General features: G+C 70.4%; 23 protein-coding genes. 14 read left to right on the top strand and 9 right to left on the bottom strand.

The window, feature by feature from the left end:
* Positions 1-8: 8 nt before the first annotated feature.
* Positions 9-791, bottom strand: a complete 783-nt coding sequence (gene thyX, locus AB0J16_RS23685; protein WP_358542978.1) for an FAD-dependent thymidylate synthase — start codon at positions 789-791, stop codon at positions 9-11.
* Positions 792-944: 153 nt separating this feature from the next.
* On the opposite strand from thyX, the gene AB0J16_RS23680 reads away from it, so the two are divergent.
* On the top strand, positions 945-1295 hold the full coding sequence (locus AB0J16_RS23680; protein ID WP_358542976.1) for a DoxX family protein: 351 nt from the start codon (positions 945-947) through the stop codon (positions 1293-1295).
* Positions 1296-1308: 13 nt separating this feature from the next.
* Positions 1309-1797, top strand: a complete 489-nt coding sequence (locus tag AB0J16_RS23675) for a MarR family transcriptional regulator (RefSeq protein WP_358542974.1) — start codon at positions 1309-1311, stop codon at positions 1795-1797.
* Here AB0J16_RS23675 and AB0J16_RS23670 read toward each other — a convergent pair.
* The 4 genes from AB0J16_RS23670 to AB0J16_RS23655 all read right to left on the bottom strand — a co-directional run bounded on the left by AB0J16_RS23670 (position 1794) and on the right by AB0J16_RS23655 (position 6948).
* Positions 1794-2573: an ABC transporter permease gene (locus tag AB0J16_RS23670; RefSeq protein WP_358542972.1), complete on the bottom strand. Its 780-nt coding sequence runs from the start codon at positions 2571-2573 to the stop codon at positions 1794-1796. The two genes, AB0J16_RS23675 and AB0J16_RS23670, sit on opposite strands and share 4 nt — an antisense overlap.
* Positions 2573-3466 carry an ATP-binding cassette domain-containing protein gene (locus AB0J16_RS23665; protein WP_358542969.1) on the bottom strand — a complete coding sequence of 298 codons (894 nt, stop codon included), beginning with the start codon at positions 3464-3466 and terminating at the stop codon, positions 2573-2575. The genes AB0J16_RS23670 and AB0J16_RS23665 overlap by 1 nt, the downstream gene beginning before the upstream one ends.
* Positions 3467-3522: 56 nt before the next feature.
* Entirely contained in the window at positions 3523-4671 is a 1149-nt protein-coding gene (locus tag AB0J16_RS23660) for an amidohydrolase family protein (protein ID WP_358542966.1), read from the bottom strand.
* Between the two features lie 147 nt (positions 4672-4818).
* Positions 4819-6948 (bottom strand): anthranilate synthase component I, encoded by a 2130-nt coding sequence (locus AB0J16_RS23655; protein ID WP_358542964.1) that lies wholly within the window; start codon positions 6946-6948, stop codon positions 4819-4821.
* Between the two features lie 294 nt (positions 6949-7242).
* Between AB0J16_RS23655 and AB0J16_RS23650 the strand changes: the two genes are divergently transcribed.
* From AB0J16_RS23650 to AB0J16_RS23640, 3 genes are all read left to right on the top strand, one after another.
* Complete coding sequence (locus AB0J16_RS23650) at positions 7243-8691, top strand: glycosyltransferase family 39 protein (RefSeq protein WP_358542961.1); 1449 nt, start codon at positions 7243-7245, stop codon at positions 8689-8691.
* A 102-nt stretch (positions 8692-8793) separates the two neighbouring features.
* Entirely contained in the window at positions 8794-10338 is a 1545-nt protein-coding gene (locus tag AB0J16_RS23645) for a CocE/NonD family hydrolase (RefSeq protein WP_358542959.1), read from the top strand.
* Complete coding sequence (locus tag AB0J16_RS23640) at positions 10320-11261, top strand: WYL domain-containing protein (protein WP_358542957.1); 942 nt, start codon at positions 10320-10322, stop codon at positions 11259-11261. The genes AB0J16_RS23645 and AB0J16_RS23640 overlap by 19 nt, the downstream gene beginning before the upstream one ends.
* A 67-nt stretch (positions 11262-11328) precedes the next feature.
* On the opposite strand, the gene AB0J16_RS23635 is transcribed toward AB0J16_RS23640, so the two are convergent.
* Positions 11329-12219 carry an SDR family oxidoreductase gene (locus tag AB0J16_RS23635; protein ID WP_358542955.1) on the bottom strand — a complete coding sequence of 297 codons (891 nt, stop codon included), beginning with the start codon at positions 12217-12219 and terminating at the stop codon, positions 11329-11331.
* A gap of 77 nt (positions 12220-12296) precedes the next feature.
* On the opposite strand from AB0J16_RS23635, the gene AB0J16_RS23630 reads away from it, so the two are divergent.
* The 5 genes from AB0J16_RS23630 (at position 12297) to mctP (AB0J16_RS23610) (ending at position 16740) form a co-directional block, all read left to right on the top strand.
* A complete protein-coding gene (locus tag AB0J16_RS23630; RefSeq protein ID WP_358542953.1) occupies positions 12297-12845 on the top strand; it encodes a VOC family protein in 549 nt (182 codons plus the stop codon).
* A gap of 131 nt (positions 12846-12976) precedes the next feature.
* On the top strand, positions 12977-13183 hold the full coding sequence (locus AB0J16_RS23625; RefSeq protein ID WP_358542951.1) for a DUF3311 domain-containing protein: 207 nt from the start codon (positions 12977-12979) through the stop codon (positions 13181-13183).
* The gene (gene mctP / locus AB0J16_RS23620; RefSeq protein ID WP_358542949.1) at positions 13180-14790 is read left to right on the top strand and encodes a monocarboxylate uptake permease MctP; all 1611 of its coding nucleotides are present in this window, start codon (positions 13180-13182) and stop codon (positions 14788-14790) included. Before AB0J16_RS23625 ends, mctP (AB0J16_RS23620) begins: the two co-directional genes overlap by 4 nt.
* A gap of 133 nt (positions 14791-14923) precedes the next feature.
* Entirely contained in the window at positions 14924-15133 is a 210-nt protein-coding gene (locus AB0J16_RS23615) for a DUF3311 domain-containing protein (RefSeq protein ID WP_358542947.1), read from the top strand.
* Positions 15130-16740: a monocarboxylate uptake permease MctP gene (gene mctP, locus AB0J16_RS23610; protein WP_358542945.1), complete on the top strand. Its 1611-nt coding sequence runs from the start codon at positions 15130-15132 to the stop codon at positions 16738-16740. The genes AB0J16_RS23615 and mctP (AB0J16_RS23610) overlap by 4 nt, the downstream gene beginning before the upstream one ends.
* A 66-nt stretch (positions 16741-16806) precedes the next feature.
* Here mctP (AB0J16_RS23610) and AB0J16_RS23605 read toward each other — a convergent pair whose 3' ends face one another.
* Entirely contained in the window at positions 16807-17148 is a 342-nt protein-coding gene (locus tag AB0J16_RS23605; RefSeq protein ID WP_358542943.1) for a DUF6285 domain-containing protein, read from the bottom strand.
* A gap of 52 nt (positions 17149-17200) precedes the next feature.
* Here AB0J16_RS23605 and AB0J16_RS23600 point away from each other — a divergent pair, with 52 nt between their 5' ends.
* Genes AB0J16_RS23600 through AB0J16_RS23585 form a run of 4 tightly spaced genes read left to right on the top strand, consistent with a single transcriptional unit; the run spans position 17201 to position 20962 of the window.
* The gene (locus AB0J16_RS23600) at positions 17201-18391 is read left to right on the top strand and encodes an acyl-CoA dehydrogenase family protein (protein WP_358542941.1); all 1191 of its coding nucleotides are present in this window, start codon (positions 17201-17203) and stop codon (positions 18389-18391) included.
* Positions 18388-19350, top strand: coding sequence for a phosphotransferase family protein (locus AB0J16_RS23595; RefSeq protein WP_358542939.1), 963 nt, complete (start codon positions 18388-18390; stop codon positions 19348-19350). The genes AB0J16_RS23600 and AB0J16_RS23595 overlap by 4 nt, the downstream gene beginning before the upstream one ends.
* Before the next feature lie 59 nt (positions 19351-19409).
* On the top strand, positions 19410-20129 hold the full coding sequence (locus AB0J16_RS23590; RefSeq protein WP_358542936.1) for an ABC transporter ATP-binding protein: 720 nt from the start codon (positions 19410-19412) through the stop codon (positions 20127-20129).
* Positions 20126-20962, top strand: coding sequence for an ABC transporter permease (locus AB0J16_RS23585; protein ID WP_358542934.1), 837 nt, complete (start codon positions 20126-20128; stop codon positions 20960-20962). Before AB0J16_RS23590 ends, AB0J16_RS23585 begins: the two co-directional genes overlap by 4 nt.
* Here the strand turns inward: AB0J16_RS23585 and AB0J16_RS23580 are convergent.
* Both AB0J16_RS23580 and AB0J16_RS23575 read right to left on the bottom strand, forming a co-directional pair.
* A complete protein-coding gene (locus tag AB0J16_RS23580; protein WP_358542932.1) occupies positions 20916-21623 on the bottom strand; it encodes a TetR/AcrR family transcriptional regulator in 708 nt (235 codons plus the stop codon). The two genes, AB0J16_RS23585 and AB0J16_RS23580, sit on opposite strands and share 47 nt — an antisense overlap.
* Positions 21620-22072, bottom strand: a complete 453-nt coding sequence (locus AB0J16_RS23575; RefSeq protein ID WP_358542930.1) for a hypothetical protein — start codon at positions 22070-22072, stop codon at positions 21620-21622. The genes AB0J16_RS23580 and AB0J16_RS23575 overlap by 4 nt, the downstream gene beginning before the upstream one ends.
* Between the last annotated feature and the right edge of the window lie 36 nt (positions 22073-22108).

Here is a 22108-nt window from a genome sequence, read left to right as displayed (position 1 = left end):
GATTCGGTTCACACCTTGCGCCAGCCCGGGACCCAGGCCCCGTCCTCGATGACGTAGTCACCGAAGAGGGCGGGCGCCTCCTTGACCATGAGCGCGCCGATGTGCTGGAACAGCAGCCGGATCTCCTCCTCGGCCCCCACCGCCGTGCGCGCCTCGATCGTGTGCCGCAGCGTGCGTACGTTGGCCGTCCAGACCAGGCCGGTGGCCAGCCCCTCCGGAGCGAAGCGGCGCATGAACGAGGTGCGGTGCTTCTTCTCCGAGAACGGCACACCCTCCTCGTCGAGCCCGAAGTGACCGGCCATCCAGACCTGGAACTGCTCCATCTGCTCCAGCAGGACCGTGGCCCGCTTCATCAGCTCGGGGTCGGACTGTGCCCACTCGGGGAACCAGAACGGCAGCTCGTCGAGGCGGACGAAACGCAGCGACTCCTGCGAGATGGCCACCCCGGGGCGGTGCCTGACGAGCTCGTGGGTGAGCACGCGGCTGACGTTGTGCAGCACGAAGCTGAAGTTGAGGTGCTCGAGCACCGAGCCGTGGGCGCTGGCCAGGATGTTGCGCAGGTAGTCGCCCTGGTCCTCGCGGATGCGCACGACGTTGGGGTTGAGGCCGGGCTCGAAGGAGCGGTAGCACAGGCGCCCGGCGAACTCGGCCAGGTTCTGCGCGTCGAGGTCGCCACGGTCGAGCCGCTCCAGCCAGCTCTCGCCGCCGACCTCGCCGAGGTAGCGGGCGAGCTCGTCGTAGTCGAGGTCTGGACGGGCGACGAGGAAGACCTCGGGTTCGACGGTGCGCATGGGCGAGCCCCCGCTCGGGTCAGGCGATGTGATGGCCCCAGCAAACCAGGTCGCGGGACCCGCGCGCGACTCGGCACGGGGTCGGCCTGAACACTTGTCGCTTCAAGTTTTTCGCCCTACAGTCGAGTCCCTCGATACTTGAAGGGACAACTTATGAACGTCGTCCTCTGGGTCCTCCAGGCCCTGCTCGCCGCCGCCTTCCTCCTGGGAGGGTTCATGAAGGCCACGCAGCCCAAGGAGAAGCTCCAGGCGCGCATGGGATGGGTGGACGATTTCAGCCAGGCGCAGGTCAGGGCCATCGGCGTGGTGGAGGTCCTCGGCGCGATCGGCCTGGTGCTGCCCTGGGCCACCGGCATCGCCCCGATCCTCACGCCCCTGGCGGCGGTCGGCCTCGCGATCACCATGATCGTCGCCGCCCAGGTGCACCGTCGGCGCAAGGAGAGCTTCGCGGTTAACCTGGTACTGCTGGCGCTGACGGTCATCGTCGCGATCGGCCGATTCTGACACTGGGGGTCCGTTGGTCGAAGGGCTCGGCCATGACGAGCAGCGAGCCTGGCAGGGCCTGCTCGCGGTGATGCTCGTCGGCATTCCGCAGGTGGAGCGCACCTTCCGCGCGTACGGGCTGGTGCACATCGAATACGGCCTGCTCAACACGCTGACGGCCGGGCCGCTGCGGCTGAGCGACCTGGCCACCCTGGGCAACGTCTCGATCAGCCGCCTGAGCCACCGGGTCAGCAAGCTGGTCGAGCGCGGCTACGTACGGCTGCGGCCCGACGAGAACGACGGCCGGGCAAGTGTCGCCGAGATCACCCCTGAGGGGCGGGCGGTCATCACCGCGATCGCGCCCGACCACGCGCGGGCCCTGCGCGAGGTGCTGTTCGACCACCTGTCGCCCGAGCAGGTCGCCGCGCTGGCCGACGCCATGCAGAGCGTCGGAGCCAAGCTCGGCGCCTGCATGGCGGACGACCGCGGGAGAGAAGGCCACGACCCCATCGGGTGCGGCTAGGTGATGTCCTGCCGGATCGTCGTGGCCGAGGCGACCGCCGCGAACAGCACCGCGTACCCGAGCAGCACCAGGGCGCCCGCCCAGGCCGGCAGCAGGTAGTCGGTGCCCAGCCCGAGGTCGACGCCGCTGTTGGTCACCGCGCTGCCCGCGCCGGCCGGCGTCCACTTGCCGACCGGCTGCAACACCGGGATCGCGTTGACCAGGGCCTCGACGATGAACACCCACACCACCGCGACGATGATCGCGCCGAGCTGGTTCTTGATCAGCGCGCCCAGCCCGACACCGAACAGCGTGTAGAGGACGAGCACGAGCAGCACGCCCGTGGCGATGCGCAGGACCTTCGCCGACAGGACCAGATCGCCGCCGGACAGCAGGACCGACACGACCACCGCGACGGCGGTCAGCGCCAGCACGATCAGCCCGAAGGCCAGCCCGACGACCACCCCCGCCCCGAGCTTGGCCACGACCACCCGCTCGCGCCGGGGCGTGGCGAGGAACGTGGTGGTGATGGTCTGGTAGCGGTATTCGGCGGTCATCATGACGACCCCGAGGATCATCGGGAACAACGCGCCGCTCGAGCCGAGCCCCCACAGGAGCTCCTGGAAGGGCACGGTTCCCCTGCTGGGGAAGACCTGCTGGCCGTTCTGGCCGGTCTGGCCGGCGAACCCGATCGTGAGACCGAGCTGCAGGAGCACATAGGCGACCGTGACGCCCAGCATCACCCACCAGAGTCTGGTGGTCCGGAGCTTGAGCAGCTCCGCCCTGATCAGCGTCATCAGCCCTGCCCCTCCCCCGTCAGCTCCAGGAAGACCTGTTGCAGGTCGGAGCGTTCGGTTGTGACCTCGCTCAGCACGACCTTCGCGTCGAGCGCGATCCGGCCGATGTCCTCGGCGCCGAGACCGCGTACGCGCAGGAACCCGTCCTGCTGTTCGACCGTGGCTCCGGCGCTTTCGAGGGCCGGGACGAGCTCGGCGGTCCCCGTGGTACGCACCCTGACTGCCGCGTCGCCGTTGGAGACCAGCTCGGCCAGGCTGCCCTGGCGTACGAGACGGCCCTTGGCGATGATCACCACGTTGTCGACGATCTGCTCGACCTCGGCCAGCACATGGCTGGAGACCAGGACGGCGGCGCCCTGGTCGTGGGACAGGTAGCGCAGGAAGCCGCGCAGCCACTGGATGCCCGCCGGATCGAGCCCGTTGGCGGGCTCGTCGAGGATGAGCACCTTGGGATGGCCGATCAGCGCGGTGGCCAGCGCCAGCCGCTGCCGCATGCCGAGCGAGAAGACCTGCACCCGCTTGCCGGCCACGTCGGCGAGGCCGACCTGGTCCAGCGCCTCCGTCGCGCGCTCGCGGGGCAGCCGGGCCGCCGCGCAGAGCACCCGGAGATGGTTGAGGGCCGTACGGCCCGGATGGAAGTTGGTGGCTTCGAGCACCGCGCCCACCTCGCTGAGGGGATGCGGTAACTCGACGTAGCGCTGGCCGTTGACCAGCGCCGTGCCGGAATCGGCGGTGCACAGCCCGAGCAGGCTGCGCAGGGTGGTGGTCTTGCCCGCCCCGTTCGGGCCAAGGTAGCCGGTGATGGTGCCCGGCTCCACTGTGAACGACACCCCGTCGACCGCGCGTACCGGTCCGAACGCCTTGCAAAGGTTTCGAATCTCGATCGCACTCATCGTGAGCTAATTATCACGAATGTGGAGTTGATGGCACCTCCTCCCCAAGGAGGAGTTCAGAGCCGGTATACCCGACGGGCATTGCCGGAGCCGATCATGTGCGCCACCCTGGCCGCGTCGGCGGCGCTCCACTCCCCCGCGTCGAGCCGCGACCTCAGCGCGGCGGCCAGGGCCCGGCGGAAGTAGAGGGTGCCCAGGTGGCCGGTCTCGGCCACGCCGTGGCAGCCGGAGCCGAAGAGCAGCTTGTGGAACGGCGCCAGTTCCAGCAGCTCGTCCATGATCCGCGCGGACCCGGCGGCGCTGTGGGTCAGCGCGAGGCCGACGTCGACGTGGACGTGCGGGAAGACGCCGGCCAGGTAGGCGGCCTGGCGGTGGAACGGGTAGCCGTGCAGCAGCACCACCGGCACGCCGGCCGGCTGCAGCGCTCTGACGAACGTGGTCATCCGCGCCGGGTCGGCGCGATGCACACCGGGATAGGACAGATCACCGAATCCGGTGTGGAACTGCAGAGGCAGGCCGCGGTCCCTGGCCACGTCGACCGCGGTCCACAACAGGTGGCGCAGCAGGATCGGGTCGGTCAGCGGCTCCTTGGGGTCGGACAGCCGGCGGTTGGCCGCCGCGATGACCGAGCCCCTGCTCGGCCTCGACGGGTCGAAGTCGAGGCCGCACCGATGGCCGATGACCGTCGCCACGCCCACGGCTCTGGCGGCCCTGGCGGTGAGCTCCTCGGCCAGGCTGTCCATGTAGTCGAGGGCCGTCTCGGCCATCTCCACGACGTCCTGCTCGATCTGCTCGATGCCGACGACCTCGTTCGCGCTCGCGTCGCCGTGGCGGGCCAGCTCGGCGGCCGTCAGCAGCTCTGCGCTCTCCATGCCGGTGTCGACCAGGAGCGCCCCGACGCCGGCGGCCCGCAGCAGCAGCCGGTTGACCTCGTCGGCGCCGAGGTCGGCCCGGCGCGCCAGGTAGACGGCGGGCGGCGCGTGCGGTTCCAGGCCGAGCACGGGCGCGCACCAGCGGCGGATGGCCGCGCCGATCGGCGTGTCGAAGTGGGTGGTGCCCGGCGGCGCGGGGCAGCCGCCCTCGTTGATCAGCAGCTCGAACTGGGCTCTGGACAGGTCGTCGCGGCGCACCCCGTGACAGTGGTGGTCGACGAGCGGGGCGAGGAGGGCGTCACGCACCGTATCGGGAAGATCTACGGGGAGCATGCGGAGACTCTAGGTGGCCTCCGCACGCTCCCGCGGCGGTTTTACCTACCCGAAAGACGCGCTAGATCCTCACGTGTGAAAGCGCGCTCCGGTTCCCACGTGCGAACGCTCCGGCCCGCACGTGTGAAACCGCCCTCGGACCCGGCCTCACCGGCGGGCGAGCCGGAGCACGTTGGCGATGACGCGCGCGCCCGCGCCGCCCTCGGCGGTGAGGATGGACTCCGGGTGGAACTGCACGGCGAAGCGGCGCTTCTCGGTGTCCTCGATCGCCATGACGTTGCCGTCGGGCGTCAGCGCGGTCGGGGTGAAGCCGACCACGCCGGCCCGCTTGGCGTGCAGGGAGTGGTAGCGGGCCGCGACGAACTCCTCGGGCAGCCCGTCGAGCAGCGCGTCGCCGCCGCCCAGCCGGGTGACCTGGCCGCGCTTGCCGTGCTCGGGGTAGTCGAGCAGTTCCAGCGAGCCGCCCGCGTGCTCGACCATCGCCTGCAGGCCGAGGCAGACACCGAAGACCGGCAGGTCACGGGCGTAGATCTCATCGATGAGCGCCGACATGCCGAAGTCGGACGGCCAGCCGGGGCCCGGCGACAGGACGACGAGGTCGGGCGCGATGTCGTCGAGCATGGCCGAGGGGAAGCCGTGGCGCAGCGTGACGACGTCGGCGCCCTCCTGGCGGAAGTAGTCGGCCAGGGTGTTGACGAAGGAGTCCTCGTGGTCGACGAGCAGCACCTTCATGCCCTGGCCGGGCTGCTCGCGGACCGGGACGACCGGCTTGGCGTGCGGCTGGTTGACCGCGGCCAGGGCGCCGAGCAGGGCGCTGGCCTTGAGCTCGGTCTCGCGCTCCTCGGCCTCGGGGTCGGAGTCGAACAGCAGCGTGGCGCCGGCCCTGACGGTCGCCAGGCCGTTCTTGATCTGGGCGGTGCGCAGGGTCAGGCCGGTGTTCATGGAGCCGTCGAAGCCGATGAAGCCGATGGCGCCGCCGTACCACCTGCGGGTGGTGGCCTCGTGGTCCTCGATGAACTGCATGGCCCAGGTCTTGGGCGCGCCGGTGACCGTGACGGCCCACATGTGGGTCAGGAAGGCGTCGAGGGCGTCGAACTCCGGCCGCAGCCGGCCCTCGATGTGGTCGACGGTGTGGATCAGCCGGGAGTAGAGCTCGATCTGGCGGCGGCCGATGACCTTGACGGAGCCGGGCACGCAGATGCGCGACTTGTCGTTGCGGTCGACGTCGGTGCACATGGTCAGCTCCGACTCCTCCTTGACGCTGGTCAGGAGGGTGCGGATGGCCTCGGCGTCCTCGATCGGGTTGCTGCCGCGGGCGATCGTGCCGGAGATGGGGCAGGTCTCGACGCGGTCGCCGCTCACCCGGACGTACATCTCGGGCGAGGCGCCGACGAGGTGCTCGCCCTCGCCCAGGCTGATGATGAACTCGTAGGGCGCCGGGTTGCTGTGCCGCAGGCCGCGGAAGAAGGCCGACGGGTCGGTGCAGGGGGCGTGGAAGACCTGGCCGGGCACGACCTCGAACAGGTCGCCGCGCTTGAACTTCTCCTTGGCGGCGGCCACGACCTTGGCGTATGTGCCCCGCTTGGGGTCGGCGGGCACCTCGGCGGGCTCGGTGAGGGGCACGGACTCGCCGGTGCGCTCCAGGCCACGGGTGGTGGCGCCGTCGACGGTGAACTCGTAGCGGTATTCGACGCTGGTCTCGCGCTGGCGGTCGATCACCACGAGCCTGTCGGGCAGGTGCAGCACCAGGTCACGCTGGTCGTCGGGGCGGACGAGCTCCTGCCTGATCGGCTCGAACTGGAAGGCCAGGTCGTAGCCGAAGGAGCCGTAGAGGCCCAGGTGCGGGTCGTCGCCCCGGAAGGCGGCAATGACCTCGCGGATCGCGGTGAACACCGTGGGCCGGCGGCTGCGCATCTCCTCGGTGAGCAGGTCGCCCGACTCGGGCACGTAGACCTCGACATGGTCGGCGGTCGGCTCCTCGACGGGCTTGCCGGCGGCCAGCAGGCAGGAGACCACGGCGGGCAGCACGACCCTGCCGCGGGCGTTGAGCGCCCTGGCGGAGATGTGGCGGCCCCTGGCGACCAGCTCCAGGCAGGGGTCGACGTAGCCGAAGGCCCATCGGCTGTAGCGGCCCGGGTAGTCCATCCCGGAGGAGAAGGCGCCGCCGCGTCTCTCTCCGAGCGCCGTCACGATCTCTTCGAGCGCCTCCTCAGGCACCTGGCGTACCTCGCGCTCGACTCCGATGCCCCCGGCGGTGGTATATCCGCTCGTCTCCACTGCTGCCCCTTGTCGAAAACCGATGATCGAACACCGACACTGATGCCCCGGGGGCGGACACGAGAAAGGCCGCCTTCCGGGGCGGCCGTCCGTTGAGGAATGCGAATCACGCGCCGCCTACTAGCGGCGCCACCACTGAAGCTGCAACGAGATTCGCATGTGGCAAGCGTAACCGGCTCGCGATGATCACGCAACGCGCCCGCACCGGGTGGCCCCCAGATGGGCGAAACGCCCGGCAAATAGGGGTGCGCAACTCCTGACGGGAGTTCTGACGAACGGCTAACTTTAGCAATCATGGAACGCCCCCCGTTACTAGCGTGGCGCTCGGTCACGTTGATCTCGATCTTGTTGTTCGCGGTGCTGCTGCTGCTCAGCGGGAGCTACGGCTATCACCGCGATGAGATGTACTTCCGTGTGCTGTCCGAGCACCCCGCCTGGGGGTACGTCGATCAGCCCGCGTTCGCGCCGATGGCGGCCAAGCTGTCGATCGCCGTGTTCGGCGACACGCTCTTCGGGATCAGGGTGCTGCCCGCGCTGGCCGCGGCGGTCCTCGTCGTGCTCGTCACGCTCATCACCCGCGAACTGGGCGGCCGTGGCGTCGCGCAGATCCTGGCCGCGCTCGGCACGGCGACCGGCGCCTACACCTTCATCGCCGGGCACACGCTGCTGACGCTCAGCTTCGACCTGCCGTTCTGGGCGGCGGCCATCCTGTTCATGACCAAGGCGCTGATGCGCGAGCAGCCACGGTGGTGGCCGGCCGTCGGCGTGATCGCCGGGCTGGCGACCTACAACAAGCACCTGATCGTCATGCTGCTGCTGGGCCTCGCGGTGGGCTTGGTGGCCGTGGGGCCGCGCCGGGTCCTGGCCAGCCCCTGGCTGTGGGGTGGCGCGCTGATCGCGGCGGCGCTGGCCGTACCGAACCTGCTCTATCAGGCCACGCACGACTGGCCGCAGCTCAAGATGGCGGCGGCGCTGAGCTCGGAGCGGGGTGGCGAGTTGCGGGCGCTGTTCGTGCCCATGCAGCTCACGCTGTTCGGGCCGGTCGTGACGATCATCGGCGCGTTCGGCTGGGTGCGCCTGTGGCGCGACCGGCGGGTGCGGGCGCTGGCCGTCGCCTATCCCGCCGCGGCCGTGGCGACGCTGATCAGCGGCGGGCGCTTCGACTACACGGCCGGCCTGATCCTGCTGCTGTTCGCGGCGGGCTGCGTGAGCGTGGAGGCGGCGGGTCTGGGCAAGGTACGCCTGGCCACCGGGTCCCTCGTGGTCAACGGCCTGGTCTCGGCCGTGATCGCGTTGCCGCTCATCCCGGTCGCCAGTCTGGCCGCCACCCCGGTGCCGGCGATCGACGAGGTCGTGCGCGAGTCCATCGGCTGGCCCCAGTTCGCGGCCAAGGTCCAGAACGTGCTGCGCGCGCTGCCGCCGGAGGACCAGGCACGGGCCATCGTCATGACCGGCAGCTACGGCGAGCACGGCGCGCTCGTGCGCGCCGGGATCCCGCGCGTCTACAGCGGCCAGAACCAGCTCCACGAGTACGGTCCACCGCCCGAGAACGCCACCGTCGCGGTCATGGTGAACATCGGCCCGCGCGGCATGGACTTCCAGTACAAAAGCTGCGAGCAGAAGGACCGCGTCGACAACGGCGTCGGCGTCAACAACGAACTGCAGGGCATGGGCATCTTCCTGTGCCGGGGGCTCAAGCAGCCGTGGAGCGTGGCCTGGCCCCGCTACCAGCACTTCGACTGACCGCCCGGCCGTTGGGGTGCCCCCGGGCTACCGGACCCCGGGGACATCTGTTACTGGTAGGTAATGCGACGTGTGCGGGTCCGGCGTGACCTTCCCATTCCGATGCCCGACGGCGTGACCCTCCTGGCCGACCATTACGCGCCGGTCAGAGGGGACCGGGCGCCGGTGATTTTGATCCGCTCCCCCTACGGCCGGCGCGGCCTGTTCGGCTGGATGTGCGGCCGGGGCTTCGCCCGGCGCGGCTTCCAGGTGGTGATCCAGAGCTGCCGGGGCGGTTTCGGCTCGGGCGGCACCCTGGACCCCCTCGGCGACGAGCACGACGACGGCCTGGCCACCGTCGCCTGGATGCGCGCCCAGCCGTGGTACGGCGGGTCGTTCGCGATGTTCGGCCCCTCCTATCTCGGCTACGCGCAGTGGGCCATCGCGGCCGAGGCCGGGCCGGAGCTGAAGGCCATGGCCACGCAGATCACCGCCTCGCAGTTCAGGGACGCCGCCTACGTGGGCGGGGCGTTCGCGCTGGAGTCCGCGCTGAGCTGGACCACGCTGACCGACGCCATGTCCCGCCCCTTCGGAGGTACGGCGATGCTGACGGCGCCCCGGCTCACCCGCCGGGCGGTCCTGTCCGGGCGGCCGGTGGCCGAGCTGGACCAGGTCTCGGCCGGGCGGCCACTGCCCTTCTTCCAGAACCTCCTGGAGCACCATGCCGACCCGGCGGTGCCGTACTGGGACAAGCGCGACTTCTCCCCGCAGGTCGGCGAGGTGGAGGCGGCCGTCACCATGCTGGGCGGCTGGTACGACGTGTTCCTGCCGTGGCAGCTCAAGGACTACCAGGCGATGCGGGCGGCCGGGCGGCGGCCCTACCTGACGATCGGGCCCTGGTACCACGTGGACCGCCGGCACGGGCGGCCCGCCATGGCCGACGCGCTGGCCTGGTTCCGCACGCACCTGCTGGACGACCCGTCCGGGCTGCGCCCCGATCCGGTGCGGCTGTACGTGACGGGGGCCGAGGAGTGGCGCGACTACCCCGACTGGCCGGTGCCTGAGATGCGGCCGGAGCGCTGGCACCTGCAGCACGGCTTCGGGCTCGGCACCGAACTTCCGCGGGAGGACGAGCCCGACCGCTTCCGTTACCACCCGGATCATCCGACGCCGGTGCTCGGCGGCCCGGTGCTGCTGGCCGACTCCCGGCCGAGGGACCAGCGGCGGCTGGAGGCACGGCGCGACGTGCTCGTCTACAGCTCCGCCGCGCTGGAGTCGGACGTGGAGCTGATCGGGCCGGTCGGCGCCGAACTGTTCGTCAGGTCGAGCACGCCGTACGTGGACGTGGTCGTGCGCGTCTGCGACGTGCATCCGGACGGCCGCTCGCTCAACGTGTGCGAGGGTGTGCGGCGGCTGGGTCCCGACTCGGCGGCCGATGACATCCGGCGGGTGCTGGTGGACCTGTGGCCGGTCGGGCACCGGTTCGCCCGCGACCACCGGATCCGGGTGCACGTCGCCGCCGGGGCCTACCCGACGATCGCCCGCAATCCGGGCACCGGCCAGTCGCTCGGGCTGGGCGGGGAGATGGTGCCCGCCGACGTCGAGGTGTTCCACTCCCCCGAGCATCCCTCGGCCATGATCCTGCCGCTGTGCGCGCCGCGCGGTTGATGTCGCTGCTCCTGCTGCTGCAGGGGCGCGGCGGGATGACGGCCGCGGAGCTGGCCGGGGAGCTGGAGGTGTCCGAGCGGACCATCCACCGCGACGTGCTCGCGCTGTCGGAGTCGGGGGTGCCGGTCTACGCCGATCGAGGGCGCGGCGGCGGCTACCGGCTGCTGGACGGTTACCGTACCCGGCTGACCGGGCTCGACCGGGCCGAGGCGGAGGCGCTGTTCCTGTCGGGGGTGCCCGCGGCGCTGCGCGAGATGGGGCTGGAGGAGGTGGCCGCGACGGCCCGGCTGAAGGCCGCCGCGGCGCTGTCACCCGGCGTACGCGACGCGCCCGCGACGGCCGCGCAGCGCTTCCACCTGGACGCGCCCGGCTGGTTCGCCGGCGACTCCCCGCCCCCGGCCGCGCTCGCGCCGCTGGCCAGGGCCGTCTGGCGGGACCTCGCCGTGACGGCCGTCTACAAGGGCGCGGAGCGGACGGTGGAGCCGTACGGGCTCGTGCTCAAGGCCGGCGCGTGGTATCTGGCGGCCAGGAGCGGGGAGCGGTTCCTGATCTACCGGGTGGACCGGTTCGAGGAGATCGGCGTGCTGGCCCGGGTTTTCGAGCGTGACCCGGGCTTCGACCTGGCGGCCTTCTGGGCGGGGCAGTCGGCGGCGTTCACCCGCTCGCTGCTGCGCGAGACGATCACGCTGCGGCTGAGCGAGGCGGGCGTGCGCCTGCTGCGCCACATCGCCGACCCGGCGGCCCTGCCCGACGCACTGGCCTCGCTCCAGCCCGACGGGACGGTCCGGCTGGGGGTGGAGTCGGTCCAGGTGGCCTACGGCCAGGTGCTGCGCTTCGGGCCGGAGGCGGAGGTGCTCGAACCACCGGAACTGCGCGCCCTGGTCGCCGGGGCGTCGGCCCGGCTGGCGGCCCTCTACCGGTAGCCCTTACCGGCGGGCGGCTCTCTACCGGTAGTCCTCCGGGGCCGCCTCCTTACCGGCGGGCGACTCTCTACCGGTAGTCCGCGGGGTCGGCCTCCTTACCGGCTTCCCGGACCTCGGTGATGAAGCGCCACACGTCCGGCCTGCTGCCGTCCACGTCCGTGAACCCGTACACCTGGGCCAGCTCGCCGCTGGAGACCGACCGGCCCGACCAGCGCCGCTTGTCCGGGTCGGTGGCCAGGGCGGCGACCGCGCGGCCCACGTAGGCCGGGGTCTCCGACACCGCCCACGCGGGGTCGGGCGCCGCCTCGCGCCAGGTCTCCTCGGTGACGCCGAACAGCTCCAGCATGGCCTCCGAGCGCAGGAACCCCGGGGTGAGCGCCACCGCCGTGCCGCCGTACGGCTCCAGGTCGTGCGCCTGGCTGAAGGCCAGCCGGTTCACCGACACCTTGGCCAGGTCGTAGTACGGCGAGACCCGGTAGTGGGTGTCGTTGTAGCCCGTGGTGCCGTCGGTCACCTCGACCACCAGTCCGCCCGGGTGGCGGATCAGCAGCGGCAACAGATGGTGGCTGGTGATCAGGTGGGTGTCGATCGCCAGCCTGAGCAGGCGCAGCCCGTTGTCCAGATCGTGCTTCCACACCGGCGTGTCCCACTCGTACAGCGGCTCGCCGCCCCACACGTCGTTGACCAGCACGTCGAGCCGCCCATGCGCACGCTCGATCCGCTCGGCCAGCGCCTGGACCTGCGCCGGGTCCAGGTGGTCCACCCGCACCGCGATGCCGGTGCCGCCCGCCCGCGTGACCAGCTCGGCCGTCTCCTCGATGGTCTCGGGCCGGTTCAACTCCGAGCGGCCCTCCCGCGTCGATCTGCCGGTGCAGTAGACGGTCGCGCCGGCCGCGCCCAGCTGAACCGCTATTCCTCGTCCCGTACCGCGGGTCGCGCCCGCCACCAGAGCAATCATGGGGCCATGCTCACCCGGAAAGAGGACATCTCCTGTCATGTTTTCCACGGGACCCCTGTGATAAGTAGATAGTTACTATGAACAGCGAATTCGAGTTACGCGGGGTCAACCACGTCGCCCTGGTCTGCTCGGACATGAAGCAGACCGTGGACTTCTACTCCGGCGTGCTCGGCATGCCGCTGATCAAGACGATCGAGCTGCCGATGGGCTGGGGGCAGCACTTCTTCTTCGACTGCGGCGGCGGCAACGCGCTGGCCTTCTTCTGGTTCCCCGACGCGCCCGAGGGCGTGCCCGGCGTGTCGGCGCCGCGTCACCTGCCCGATCGGGGCGAGCTGCTGTCGGCCGTCGGGTCGATGAACCACATCGCCTTCGACGTGCCGCCCGAGCGGATCGAGGAATACCGCGAACGGCTGCTGGCCAAGGGCATCGACGTGGGCGTGCTGCTCAACCACGACGACAGCGAGTTCGGGGTGGCGCCGGAGATGCACGAGGGCGTGTTCGTCCGGTCGATCTACTTCAAGGACCCCGACGGAGTGCTGGTGGAGTTCGCCGCCTGGACCCGGCCGGTCGGGCAGCCCGGTGACGTACGGCACGAGCCGAGGACCGCCGCCGAGCGGACCGTCTGAGCGGCCGGACCTCATCGTCGAACCGACCGTTCGTCGCGGGGAGCCGACCACTCGTCGATCGGTGACCTGACCGAAATAATCACCTCACTAGTCTGCGAGGGCAAGAGCCGCATCTCCCCTAGGAGACCGCCTTGCCCGATGACAAGAGTGACCGCAGCCCCTGGAACTGGCTGCTGCTCCTCCCCATCGCCATCCCCCTGCTGACGTTCCTGTACAACTCCGACGAGCCCCGGCTGCTGGGCTTCCCGCTGTTCTACTGGCTGCAGATCGCCTTCATCGCCCTCGGCGTGATCACGACCACGCTGGTCTACCAGATGACCAAGCGGAGGCAGCGGTGAGCGAGCACCTGACCGAGATCATCGTCTTCACCGTCCTGTTCCTGGTGGTCAGCGGCATGGGCTTCGTCGCCGCCCGGTGGCGCCGGCCCACCGACCTGGCCAGCCTCAACGAGTGGGGGCTGGGCGGGCGCAACTTCGGGGCGTGGATCACCTGGTTCCTCATCGGCGGTGACCTCTACACCGCCTACACCTTCGTGGCCGTGCCCGCGCTGCTGTTCGGGGCGGGCGCCGCGGGGTTCTTCGCGGTGCCGTACACGGTGATCACCTACCCGATCGTGTTCCTCATCATGATCCGGCTGTGGTCGGTGTCGCACGTGCACAGCCTGGTCACGCCGGCCGACTTCGTGCGGGTACGGTTCGGCTCGCCGACGCTGGCGCTGCTGGTGGCCATCACCGGGATCGTGGCGACCATGCCGTACATCGCGCTGCAGTTGGTCGGCATCGAGGCCGTGCTGAAGACGATGGGCGTGTCCGGCAGCGGGTTCCTCACCGACCTGCCGCTGATCATCGCGTTCGTGATCCTGGCGGCCTACACCTACCAGTCGGGGCTGCGGGCGCCCGCGCTCATCGCCTTCGTCAAGGACATCCTCATCTACCTGGTGATCCTCGTCGCGATCATCTACATCCCGGCCCGGCTGGGCGGCTGGAGCCAGATCTTCGGCGACGCCACGGCCAAGTTCGCCGCGACCCCGGCGCCCGGCGACGGGACCCTGCTCAACGCCAACAACCAGCTCCAGTACGTCACGCTGGCGCTGGGCTCGGCGCTGGCGCTGTTCCTCTACCCGCACAGCGTCACCGGCGTGCTGGCCTCGCGCAACCGCGACGTGATCAAGCGGAACATGTCGGCGCTGCCCGCCTACAGCCTGCTGCTGGCGCTCATCGCGCTGCTCGGGTACATGGCGATCTCGGCGAAGATCAAGCCGATCGGCACCGACGTCAACACCGTCGTGCCGCAGCTGTTCGACCAGATGTTCCCCGACTGGTTCGCGGGCGTCGCGTTCGCGGCCGTCGGCATCGGCGCGCTCGTCCCGGCGGCCATCATGTCGATCGCGGCGGCCAACCTGTTCACCCGCAACATCTACCGCGAGTACATCAACCGCGATCCCACCGACGCCCAGGAGGCCGGGGTCAGCAAGGTCACCTCGCTGGTGGTGAAGGTCGGCGCGGTGCTGTTCATTCTGTTCATCGACCCGCAGTTCTCCATCGACCTGCAGCTCATCGGCGGCGTGATCATCCTGCAGACGCTGCCGTCGGTGGCCATCGGCCTGTTCACCCGCTGGTTCCACAAGGGCGGGCTGATCGCGGGCTGGGTCGCCGGGATGGGATCCGGCATCCTCATGCTCTACAACGTCGCCAACCCGGCCACCAAGCACGAGCACTTCGGCGGGTCGGCGTTCGCGCTGTCCAAGCTGGGCCTCGACACCAAGATGACGATCTACGCGGGCTTCCTGGCGCTGGCCGTCAACCTGATCGTGGCGCTGCTCGGCACGCTGCTGTTCCGGGCGCTCAAGGTCGCCGACGGCCCCGACGGCACCGCCCCCGAGCACTACACGGCCGACGAGGGGGACCCGCGCATCAAGGACCTCGACCTGGCCGGCTCGACGTGACATTTAGGCCAAACCGTAACCCTGCCGACATTGGGATTAATCCCCTGGAAAAGCTAATCTCCTCCCATTGACGAGATGTCAGGAGCCGGTCAAGAGCGTAGACCGGCTCCTGATCCATGCTTCGGAGGGGTCGATGACAACCGGGGAATCCCAGCGGGCACGCAGTGACCGCAGCCCTTGGAACTGGCTGCTGGTGCTGCCCATCGTGCTGCCGCTGCTGACCTTCCTGTTCAACGCCGACGAGCCCCGGCTGCTCGGCTTCCCGCTGTTCTACTGGCTGCAGATCGCCTTCATCATCGTCGGCGTCGGCTGCACCACGATCGTGTACAGGATGACCAAGTGAACGCCAATGTGACCGAGCTGGTCGTCTTCGCGGTTCTGTTCCTCGCGGTGAGCGTCATGGGCTTCGTGGCGGCCAAATGGCGGCGGCCCGAGAACATCGAGAGCCTGCACGAGTGGGGGCTGGGCGGCCGGAACTTCGGCTCCTGGATCACCTGGTTCCTGGTCGGCGGCGACCTCTACACCGCCTACACCTTCGTGGCCGTGCCCGCGCTGGTGTTCGGGGCCGGAGCGCTGGGCTTCTACGCCCTGCCGTACACGGTAGTGGTCTACCCGCTGGTGTTCCTGGTGCTGGCCCGGATGTGGTCGGTCTCGCACGTGCACGGGTTCGTCACCCCGGCCGACTTCGTCCGGGCCCGGTTCGGGTCGCCGACGCTGGCGCTGATCATCGCGATCACCGGCCTGGTGGCGACTATGCCGTACATCGCCCTGCAGCTCGTCGGCATCGAGGCCGTGCTGAAGACGATGGGCATCACCGGGCACCTGCCGATCATCATCGCCTTCGCCATCCTGGCGGCCTACACCTACCAGTCGGGGCTGCGGGCGCCGGCGCTGATCGCCTTCGTCAAGGACACGCTGATCTACATCGTGATCCTGGCGGCGGTCATCTACATCCCGGCCAAGCTGGGCGGCTGGGGGTCGATCTTCGACGCGGCCAAGGCCAAGTTCGACGCGAGCCCGGCGCCCGGCGACGGGATCACCCTCAACGCCAACAACCAGCTCCAGTACATCACGCTGGCCTTCGGCTCGGCGCTGGCGCTCTTCCTCTACCCGCACAGCCTCACCGGCGTGCTGGCCTCCAAGAACCGCGGCGTCATCAAGCGGAACATGGCGGCGCTGCCCGCCTACAGCTTCCTGCTCGGCCTGATCGCGCTGCTCGGCTTCATGGCGATCGCGGCGGGCACCAAGGGGGTCGTGGGCGCCAGCGGCAAGGTGGACAACAACACGATCATCCCGGCGCTGTTCGACCAGATGTTCCCCGACTGGTTCGCGGGCGTGGCCTACGCGGCCATCGGCATCGGCGCGCTCGTCCCCGCCGCAATCATGTCGATCGCGGCGGCGAACCTGTTCACCCGCAACATCTACCGCGAATACCTGCGCAAGGACGCCACGGACGCGCAGGAGGCCAAGGTCTCCAAGCTGGTCTCCCTGGTGGTCAAGGTGGGCGCGGTGCTGTGCATCCTGCTGCTCGACCCGCAGTTCTCCATCGACCTGCAGCTCATCGGCGGCGTGATCATCCTGCAGACGCTGCCGTCGGTGGGGCTGGGCCTCTACACCCGCTGGTTCCACAAGGGCGGCCTGATCGCCGGCTGGATCGCCGGGATGGGCGCGGGCATCTGGATGCTGTACATGATCCCGAACCCGGCCAACGGCAAGGCCCACTTCGGCGGGTCGGCGTTCGGGCTGGCCAACCTCGGGATCGACACCAAGATGACGATCTACGCGGGCTTCCTGGCGCTGGCCGTGAACCTGATCGTGGCGGCTCTGGGCACGCTGGTGTTCCGGGCCATGAAGGTGGCCGACGGGCCGGACGCGACCTCGCGCGAGGACTACTTCGCCGACGAGGGCGACCCCAAGGTCAAGGACCTGGACCTGGCGTCGTCGCACTGATCGCCTTCCCGGCCGGTTGACGGTCGGTTCCCAACCGGGAACCGGCCGTCAGCCGGTCAAGGTCGGCTAGCCGTCGCCGAGATATCCGGGGTTGGCCACTTCCAGCTTGGCCCGTACGGCATCCCTGAGCGCCTCGACCAGGGCCGAGTCGTCGAAGCGGCCCTCACGCACCGCCGCCGCCAGCTCCGCGTCGTCGGCCACGCCCAGCCCGGCCAGCCGCCGCCCGTGCTCCTCCGCGTGGCCGGGGCCGAGCTCGATCTCCCGCTCGACCATGCCGAGCACGTTGATCGCCACCCGCGTGTGGAATCGCACCCGCCCCTCGACCGCGGGCAGCACGTCGTCGGCCAGGAAGTCGCGCACGGCCGCCACCAGGTGGGCCGCCGAGGGAACGTCGTGCGGGGCCGCCATAAGGGACTCCTTATCCGTTGACCGGGCAACGATTATCGGTTGAGATCCTGTCATGAGCTTCGCCGTCCCTGACAGCGTCCGCCCCATCCGCGATGCCGTACACACCTTCATGACCGAGCGGGTCGAGCCCGCCGAGAACGTGCTCCACCAGGGCGGGCCGGCCGCCGGGGCGGCGCTCGACGAGCTGCGGGCGGAGGCCAAGAAGGAGGGTCTGTGGGCCCTTGGTCACCCGCGTGAGCTGGGCGGGGGCGGGCTGCCCTTCCTCGACTACGTCTACGTCAACGAGGTGCAGGGGCGAAGTGAGTTCGGGCAGATCGCACTGGGGACGTACACGCTGCAGGACTCGCTGATGCTGCACGAGCACGCCTCGGCCGAGCAGCGGGAACGCTACCTCGACCCGCTGGTGCGCGGCGACATCTCGCCGAGCTTCGCGATGACCGAGCCGTCCGTGTCGAGCAGCGACCCGACCCAGCTCAGGACGGCCGCGGTCCTCGACGGGGACGAATGGGTGATCAACGGGCACAAGTGGTTCACGACCGGCGCCTCCCGGGCCGCGTACACCACCGTGATGTGCCGGACGGAGGACGGCGCGGCGCCGCACCGGTCCTTCTCCATGATCCTCGTGCCGACCGACACGCCGGGCTACGACATCATCCGCGAGACGCCGGTCCTGGGGCTGGACGGCGCGCACTGCGAGGTCCGCTACGACAACGTCCGGGTGCCCGCCTCGAACCTCCTGGGGGAGCGCGGCGACGGGTTCGTGATCGCGCAGCGGCGCCTGGGACCCGGACGGATCTTCCACTGCATGCGCTGGCTCGGCCAGGCGCAGCGGGCCTTCGACCTGATGTGCCGCCGGCTGCGCGAGCGGAGCGCGTTCGGCGAGCCGCTGGCCGCCAAGCAGCTCATGCGGCAGCACGTGTTCGACTCCTACACCGAGATCCAGGCCGCGCGGCTGCTCACGCTCGACGCCGCGCGGGCCATCGACGCCGGCTCCGAAGCCCGGGTCGAGATCGGCGCGATCAAGGTGGTGGGCTCGCGCATGCTGCACAACGTGATCGACCGGGCCATCCAGGTGTACGGCGCGGCGGGGCTGACTCCGGACACCCCGCTGGACCGGATGTACCGGCACGCCAGGGCCGGGCGGATCTACGACGGCCCCGACGAGGTGCACATCGACTCCGTGGGACGGCGGATACTCGGCGCCTACGCGGCGGGCGGGAACTGGGAGTTCGGGCTGCGATGACGGAGCCGGTCCACTCGATCGTCCCCTCGATCGTCCGCGAGGTCTTCGGGCCCGGCGCGTCGGTGCCCTTCAGCGCGCGGCTTCCCGGCGGGGCCTCGCGTGAGACGTGGGCGCTCGACGTGCTCGACGGGGACGAACGGCACGAACTGATCCTGCGCCTCGACTCCCCCGGCGCCGCCCTGGAGGCCGGTGGCAGCCTGGCGAGCGAGGCCACGCTGATGCGGGCCGCCGACGAGGCCGGGGTGCCGGTGCCGCGGATCGTGGCGGCCGGTGAGCCGTACATCCTCATGACGCGGGTGGCGGGCGAGACGATCCCGCGCAGGATCCTGCGTGACGAGGCGTACGCGGGGGCCCGGCCGCGGCTGGCCGGCCAGTGCGGCGAGGCGCTCGCGGCGATCCACCGGATGCCGCTGTCGGCGCTCCCCCCTGTTCCCGTGCCTGTTCTCGTGGCCGAGGATCCGCTGCGGCAGTGGCGGAACGTGCTCGATCAGATCGGTGAGCCGCATCCGGTGTTCGAGCTGGCCTTCCGGCGGCTGGCGGCGACCCGGCCGGCGGCGGCGCGGCGGACCGTGGTGCACGGCGACTTCCGCAACGGCAACCTGATCGTCGGGCCCGAGGGGATCCGGGCGGTGCTCGACTGGGAGCTGGCCCACGCGGGCGACCCGGTCGAGGACCTCGGCTGGCTGTGCGTGAAGGCGTGGCGGTTCGGCTCGCCGCTGCCAGTGGGCGGTTTCGGCGGCTATGACGACCTGGTGAGCGCGTACGAGAAGGCCGGCGGGCAGCCCGTCGACCGGGACGCGCTGCGCTGGTGGGAGACGTTCGGCGTGCTCAAGTGGGGCATCATCTGCGTGATGCAGACGATGCGCCACCTGCGCGGCGGCGCGCGTTCGGTCGAGCTGGCCGCGATCGGGCGCCGGGTGTGCGAGAACGAGTGGGACCTGCTGCGGCTGCTCGGCTGAGAACCCGCTCCGCTGAAAACCCGTTGCCGTTGATCGCGTACGGACCGCACTCTTGTCGGGTGACCATCCTGGAGGCGACTCATCTGGTCAAGCGGTTCGGGTCCGTGACGGCGGTCCGCGATCTGAGCCTCACCGTCGCCGAGGGAGAGGTGATCGGGCTGCTCGGCCTCAACGGCGCGGGCAAGTCGACGACCCTCCATATGCTGCTCGGCCTGATCACCCCCGACGCGGGCAGCGTCAACCTGTTCGGCCAGGACCTCGCGCGGCACCGGACCGAGGTGCTGAGCCGGGTCAACTTCGCCGCCAGCTACGTGGACCTGCCAGGGCCGCTGCTGGTGCACGAGGTGCTCGACGCGTTCGCCCGCCTCTACGCGCTGCGGCGGCCGGCCGCACGGGTCGGCGAGATGATCGAGCTGTTCGAGCTGGGGCCGCTGCGCGGGCGCCGGATGATGGACCTGTCCTCCGGCCAGCGCACCCGGGTGCAGCTGGCCAAGGCCCTGCTCAACGCGCCCCAACTGCTGGTGCTGGACGAGCCCACCGCCAACCTCGACCCCGACGCGGGCGACCGGATCCGCGGCCTGCTGTCGCGCCTGGCCGAGGAGAGCGGCAACGCCATGCTGATCACCTCGCACAACATGCGCGAGGTCGAGCGGATGTGCGACCGGATCCACTTCATGTCCGACGGGCGGATCGTGGCCACGGGCAGCGCCGAGGAGCTGGCCAGCCACTACGGGGTCGACGACCTGGAAGAGGTGTTCCTGAAGGTGGCCCGCGGATGAAGACGTTGACCTCGCCCCCGCTCACTCTGCCGCCGCTCGGCCTCGCCGCCCGGCGCAGCCGGATCTCCGGGGTGATCCGGCGTGACTTCGCCGCGCTGCGGCGCAGCCCGGTCCGGATGTTCGAGATCCTGTTCTGGCCCACTGTCGAGCTGCTGCTGTGGGGGTTCCTCACGCTGTTCCTGCGCACGCAGCAGGTGCCCTTCGTGGTGGCGTTCCTGATCGGCGCGGTGCTGCTCTGGCAGGTGCTGCAGAAGGCCAGCAACGAGATCTCGATGGCCTTCCTGGAGGACGTCTGGTCGCGCAACCTGCTCAACGTGCAGGTCAGTCCGCTGTCCAGCGTCGAATACCTGATCGGGCTGATGCTGTTCTCGCTGGGCAAGGTGGTCTTCGCCGTCGCCGTGATGGCGGGTCTCGCGCTGGTGCTCTATGGGTTCGGGGTGACGAGCCTGGGCGTGGGGCTGGTGCCGTTCATGGGCATCCTGCTCCTGCTCGGCTGGTCGCTCGGGCTGATCGGGATCTCGGCGGTGCTCAGGTTCGGCGAGAACGCGCAGGTCATCGCCTGGTCGGTGGTCTTCTTCGTACAACCGCTGGCCGGAATCTTCTATCCCCTGTCGGTGCTGCCCGCGCCGGTGCGGACCGTGGCGTGGTTCCTGCCCGCCTCGCACGTCTTCGAGGGGATGCGTACGGTCATGTCGGGCGGTGCGGTGCCGTGGGACCGGATGGCGTGGGCGGCAGGGCTCAACGCCGTCTATCTGGCCGTCGCGCTGGGGGTGTTCGGATGGGCGCTCAACTACGCCCGGCGGCATGGGAAACTCTCCCGCTTCGGTGACTGACGGCCGCGACGATCACGTCCACCAGTCCTTCGACGACCTCCGCCCGATCCACCTCCGGATGCTCCAGCCACCAGTCGCCGGTGGTCTGCACCATGCCGACGAACGCGTGACCGAGCACCTGGGCGCGTACGGGCTCCGGCACCACCCGCTGGGCGGCCAGCACCCCGCCCAGCTCCTCGCCCAGGCCGCGCACGAGCGCGGTCATGTGGGAGCGCATCCGGGTGTCCTCGGCGCTGGCCCGGTGGAACAGGAAACGGTAGAGGTTGCGGTTGGCCGAGATCAGATCCAGGTAGACGGTGATCGTCGTCCTGGCCCGGCCGCGCAGATCGGAGGCTGCTTCGGCGAACCCCGGTCGCAGATCGGTCGCGGGCCCGGCAAATCCCGGCCGCACGTCGGACGCTGATTCGGCGAACCCCGGCCGCAGGTCGGACGCAGCCCCGGCGAACCCAGGCCGCAGCTGGGCGATGACCGTGCGGACGTGGCGGTCGGCCAGGGCCTCATAGAGGCCGCTCTTGTCGCCGAAGTGGCGGTAGAGGATCGGCTTGGTGATCCCGGCCTCGGCGGCGATCGCGGCCATGGACGCCTCGGGGCCCTCGCGCAGGATGACCCGGTCCGCCGCGTCCAGCAGCGCCTTGCGCCGATCCGGGTCCCGTCCGCTCATTCGCCCAGGATAGATCGCCGTCTGCGCGGCAGCAGCGCCGACAGCACCAGCAGGACGCCGATGACGGCGTACAGGCCCGTCACCCCGGCCAGCGCGCCCGGCGGCTCACCGGCCAGGGTGCCCACCGGCTGGCCGGTGGGCACCGCGAAGCTCGGCAGCCGGCCCGCCAGGTCCATCGCGACGTCGAGGTCTAACGCGAACAGCGCGGCGGCGGCGGTCAGCGGCAGCCCGCAGGCCAGCGCGGCCAGCGGCGACAGCCACGACCAGGCGGCGAGCAGCACCACGATGGCCGCCACGGCCGCCAGGTAGCCGAGCCCGGCGGGCGCGGGCCGGAAGGCGGCGTACGCCGCTCGCAGGGCCCTGGCGCCCGCCTCGGTCAGGTAGTAGACGAGGGGCAGCGCGGCCGACCCGGCCACCGCGCCGATCAGATGACGCACCTGAGGGGACACAGCAGCTTCGTCCCCGCGAGAACGGGATCCCATGTG

It is taken from the genome of Nonomuraea sp. NPDC049750, from assembly GCF_040659625.1.
Taxonomy (GTDB): domain Bacteria; phylum Actinomycetota; class Actinomycetes; order Streptosporangiales; family Streptosporangiaceae; genus Nonomuraea.
The sequence above is the reverse complement of the archived record's forward strand: the minus strand, read 5'-3'. Positions and strand labels throughout refer to the sequence as shown.

Bases quoted from the DNA above. Each gene is read 5' to 3' on its own strand.
- AB0J16_RS23680 (WP_358542976.1), top strand. From the start codon at position 945: ATGAACGTCGTCCTCTGGGTCCTCCAGGCCCTGCTCGCCGCCGCCTTC.
- AB0J16_RS23650 (WP_358542961.1), top strand. From the start codon at position 7,243: ATGGAACGCCCCCCGTTACTAGCGTGGCGCTCGGTCACGTTGATCTCG.
- AB0J16_RS23665 (WP_358542969.1), bottom strand. From the start codon at position 3,466: ATGAGTGCGATCGAGATTCGAAACCTTTGCAAGGCGTTCGGACCGGTA.
- AB0J16_RS23595 (WP_358542939.1), top strand. From the start codon at position 18,388: ATGACGGAGCCGGTCCACTCGATCGTCCCCTCGATCGTCCGCGAGGTC.
- AB0J16_RS23585 (WP_358542934.1), top strand. From the start codon at position 20,126: ATGAAGACGTTGACCTCGCCCCCGCTCACTCTGCCGCCGCTCGGCCTC.
- AB0J16_RS23600 (WP_358542941.1), top strand. From the start codon at position 17,201: ATGAGCTTCGCCGTCCCTGACAGCGTCCGCCCCATCCGCGATGCCGTA.
- AB0J16_RS23580 (WP_358542932.1), bottom strand. From the start codon at position 21,623: ATGAGCGGACGGGACCCGGATCGGCGCAAGGCGCTGCTGGACGCGGCG.
- thyX (WP_358542978.1), bottom strand. From the start codon at position 791: ATGCGCACCGTCGAACCCGAGGTCTTCCTCGTCGCCCGTCCAGACCTC.
- AB0J16_RS23645 (WP_358542959.1), top strand. From the start codon at position 8,794: ATGCCCGACGGCGTGACCCTCCTGGCCGACCATTACGCGCCGGTCAGA.
- AB0J16_RS23630 (WP_358542953.1), top strand. From the start codon at position 12,297: ATGAACAGCGAATTCGAGTTACGCGGGGTCAACCACGTCGCCCTGGTC.
- AB0J16_RS23635 (WP_358542955.1), bottom strand. From the start codon at position 12,219: ATGATTGCTCTGGTGGCGGGCGCGACCCGCGGTACGGGACGAGGAATA.
- AB0J16_RS23670 (WP_358542972.1), bottom strand. From the start codon at position 2,573: ATGACGCTGATCAGGGCGGAGCTGCTCAAGCTCCGGACCACCAGACTC.
- AB0J16_RS23660 (WP_358542966.1), bottom strand. From the start codon at position 4,671: ATGCTCCCCGTAGATCTTCCCGATACGGTGCGTGACGCCCTCCTCGCC.
- AB0J16_RS23605 (WP_358542943.1), bottom strand. From the start codon at position 17,148: ATGGCGGCCCCGCACGACGTTCCCTCGGCGGCCCACCTGGTGGCGGCC.
- AB0J16_RS23615 (WP_358542947.1), top strand. From the start codon at position 14,924: ATGACAACCGGGGAATCCCAGCGGGCACGCAGTGACCGCAGCCCTTGG.